A 3,040-nucleotide genomic window follows, 5' to 3' on the forward strand; every position below is an offset into this window, starting at 1 on the left:
GCCTAACCACAACATGGGTGTCAAGGATCAACCGACATAGAAACGTCAAGGATCAACCGACTCTGAACAGGGGCACTTTGTGGGGTGTATTACCTCGGCTGATGGTTGACATTTTGTCTTCGGGTGATGCCTGACAGTGTTTCGGCTGATCCTTTACAGCGGTTTCGGTTGATCCGCGACACTCCTTGTCTAGCGGGCCAACTGTCGCCCGCTGGGTGGTGGGCAGATATCAAGTGCCGCAACGAATTACGCGTGTCGCCTCGTGTAGGCGGTAAGCAGCGTTACTGCTGGCCTGGGAGAGGCGGCAGGCCATCCCGAATGTCTTGCAAATTGCCGTTGATGCCCTGCAGATCACGTTCGATGGCCTGCAGTCCGGACAGGGCATCTTTGAAGCCGGTCTGCAGGTGCTCCTGGCCGGACGGCTGGTACTGAGGGCAATACGCGACGACGGCACCGGCCGCGACGCTGGCGCTTTGATTGGTATCCCACACCGACGATTGCTGCAGGACGCGCACGGCCTCGCCGAAGTCGGGCTGGTTCGCCAGGAACTCGCAGACCGCGTGGCCGTGGCTCGTCACGTACTCGTTGCTCGGAACCGGCACGCCATCCTGTTTCAGCGCGCCGATGAACGCCCTGTCGACGATCTCCAGCGTCGGGGCGTGCGCTACCGGCGCGGCCGGACTGGGTGCAGCGGCCGGCGGGGGCGGGCCGGCCGCCGGGGGCTGGACGGCCGTCGAGGGCGGGTCGGCCGACGGCGCCGGGTCGGATTTGTGCGCCGCGAACATGACCGCCACCGCGGCGGCGGCGACGGCCAGTAGGGACAGCGGCAACGCCGCGAGGGGAAGGGAGCGGCGACGCCGACGCTTGCGCCCGTGAGGCGCGTTGCGCGGCGACGAGGTGTCTGCGGGGGCCGGAACCTCGTCAACCGTCTCGGGTTCGACGACCTCGACGGGGTGGCCCAGGCGCTCGTCGAGCAGGGCGTCGATGTCCCGGATCGACGGCCGGCCACCGTGCTCGCCCATCGATTGGCGCCCAAGGGCGATGCGCCTCAGCTCTTGGTCGATCGCCTCCCGATCGCGCATATCAACCAGTCTGAGGGTGTCACGACGTTGCGGCAAGCCCCGGTGACCGCTGACAACGCGTGTGCGCTTGGTCATGGTGGCGACCCGCTGCGCCCGGCTACGCCGCGCTTGCGATCGCCACCTTGCTCATCGTGGCGACCCGCTACGCCCGGCTACGCCGCGCTTGCGATCGCCACTATGGCAGAACGGTGTGCATCAACATCACGTCGTATGCCGACCACAGCGACAGGTTGAAGTAGAGATCCCGCCCCGACGACCACGGATGGATCATCGGCGCGTAGATGCCGCCCGGCATCTGGAACGACGACACCAGTGGTTGCTCCCCGCTCCACGGTCCGGTCGGCGTCGGCGCGGTCCGCGCCACGACGTCGTTGCTGCCGCCGTTGGTATAGAGCACCAGGTACTGCTTGAGGTAGCTGTTGTACTGCGCCGACATCTCCCCGACCGGCCCGGGCCACAGCGGCGTCGCCGCCCCGGGATTGGCGGCGACCCAATGTCCGCCGTTGTCACCGTTCCAGTACTGGTACTTGCTCAAGTCGGGCAGATAATTCGGGGGAACCCGCGACAAAAACGCCGCGCCGCCGCGCCCCGACGGGGTGCCGAACTGGTAGATGTAACCGTCGTTCCCCTTCATGAACGCGCCCATCTGGAAATTCTCATTCCCCGGAGTGAACGGCACGCCGGGGATGGCGTCCGGCGATGCGGTGCGAATACTGCTGGGGAAGATCCCCCAGTTCTGGCCGTTGTCAACGGATCTCGCGATCGCGGAGTAGTTCGTCTGCCATTCCCCGTCCCGGCCCCACTGCCGGATGGACATGTAGCTCATGTACTGGGTTCGCCCCAGGGACATGGCGGTGGTCGGGATGATGCCGGTTTCGTGCGGCGCCTTGTGGATGGTGTTGACGACCTGCTTGGAAAGGTTGGACGCCCATACCGGTGAGCCCGAATACTTATCGTTGGGCACCCCGTCGGCGATGTGGATTCCGTGCGACAAGTCGCGGTCCGAGCTGCGGAACAAGGTGTTGTATCGCCATTGCTGCCCGCGGACCTTGCAATAGCCGAACGTGTCACCGAAGGCCATGAGCACCTGGCGGTTGACGGGGTCGCCGTTGTCCCAGATGATCCCGAGGTCGGTCCCCGAGATGCTGAATCGCTCGAGGGTCTTGTTCGGGCCGTTTGGTCCGGTCACCCAATCGACCAGCGACGTCGGTGCCCCGGCGATATTGGCCGGGGGCGGGGGCGGGGGCGCTGGCTGCGCCGCCGGCTGTGGGGCCGGCTGCGGCTGGACCGGGGCCGCGTTCGGCACTTGCGGGAAGCCCGGCGCGGGCGGGTTGGGCCCGGGCGGCGGAACGACGCCGGCCTGGGGCTGTATCGGCGCGGAGTAGCGCTGGCCGCCCGTCGTTCCCGGCTTGAGCAACGAGGAGATCAGCGGACCCAGCTTGGGCAACGGCGCCTGGTCGTTCGCGTGAGTCGGCCGACGTCCGGTCGGCGGTTGGACGACGGGTTGGGGGGCCGGCATCGGGGGCGGCGCGGCCGGGGGGTCGGCGTTCGCTTCGGGCGCGCTGCAGGGAGTGGCGTTCGCTATCGGCGCGGGGCCGACCACGACGAAGAAACCGAGGGCGGTCGCCGACGCCATCGATAACGACACGATCCGGGGAATCGCCGTCAATGTCACACCTTTCCCGGGAGCGGGCCGTCGCAATTGACGTCCGCAGCTGGCTCATGTGACGATAGTGATTCACGGGGCTTATGTGACTAGCGAGCAGCGGATAGGTATGCATCCGTGACCGTGTCGCAACTCACCGGTTTCTCCGACGCAGCGCTTTCCGCCGAGCAGACGCAGAATCGCACTCTACGAGCCTCGTGCGTGCGATTTTGCGGCTCAGTGTCAGGGTGAGAATGCCGCGTGGCGGCGTGTCTTCGTGACAGAGGCCCGCGCGTGGTGTTGGTTCCGGATC

2 protein-coding genes are annotated in these 3,040 nt (G+C 66.5%); both read right to left on the reverse strand.

The features are described from left to right. Positions 1-281 precede the first annotated feature (281 nt). A complete protein-coding gene (locus A5712_RS26255) occupies positions 282-1,082 on the reverse strand; it encodes a DUF732 domain-containing protein (protein ID WP_068112179.1) in 801 nt (266 codons plus the stop codon). A 175-nt stretch (positions 1,083-1,257) separates the two neighbouring features. After that, entirely contained in the window at positions 1,258-2,718 is a 1,461-nt protein-coding gene (locus tag A5712_RS26260) for a DUF4185 domain-containing protein (protein ID WP_082973674.1), read from the reverse strand. Between the last annotated feature and the right edge of the window lie 322 nt (positions 2,719-3,040).

This window comes from Mycobacterium sp. E2327 (assembly GCF_001672675.1).
GTDB lineage: Bacteria > Actinomycetota > Actinomycetes > Mycobacteriales > Mycobacteriaceae > Mycobacterium.

Coding starts and splice junctions, on each gene's coding strand:
- A5712_RS26255 (WP_068112179.1), bottom strand. CDS start 1,082: ATGCGCGATCGGGAGGCGATCGACCAAGAGCTGAGGCGCATCGCCCTT.
- A5712_RS26260 (WP_082973674.1), bottom strand. CDS start 2,718: ATGGCGTCGGCGACCGCCCTCGGTTTCTTCGTCGTGGTCGGCCCCGCG.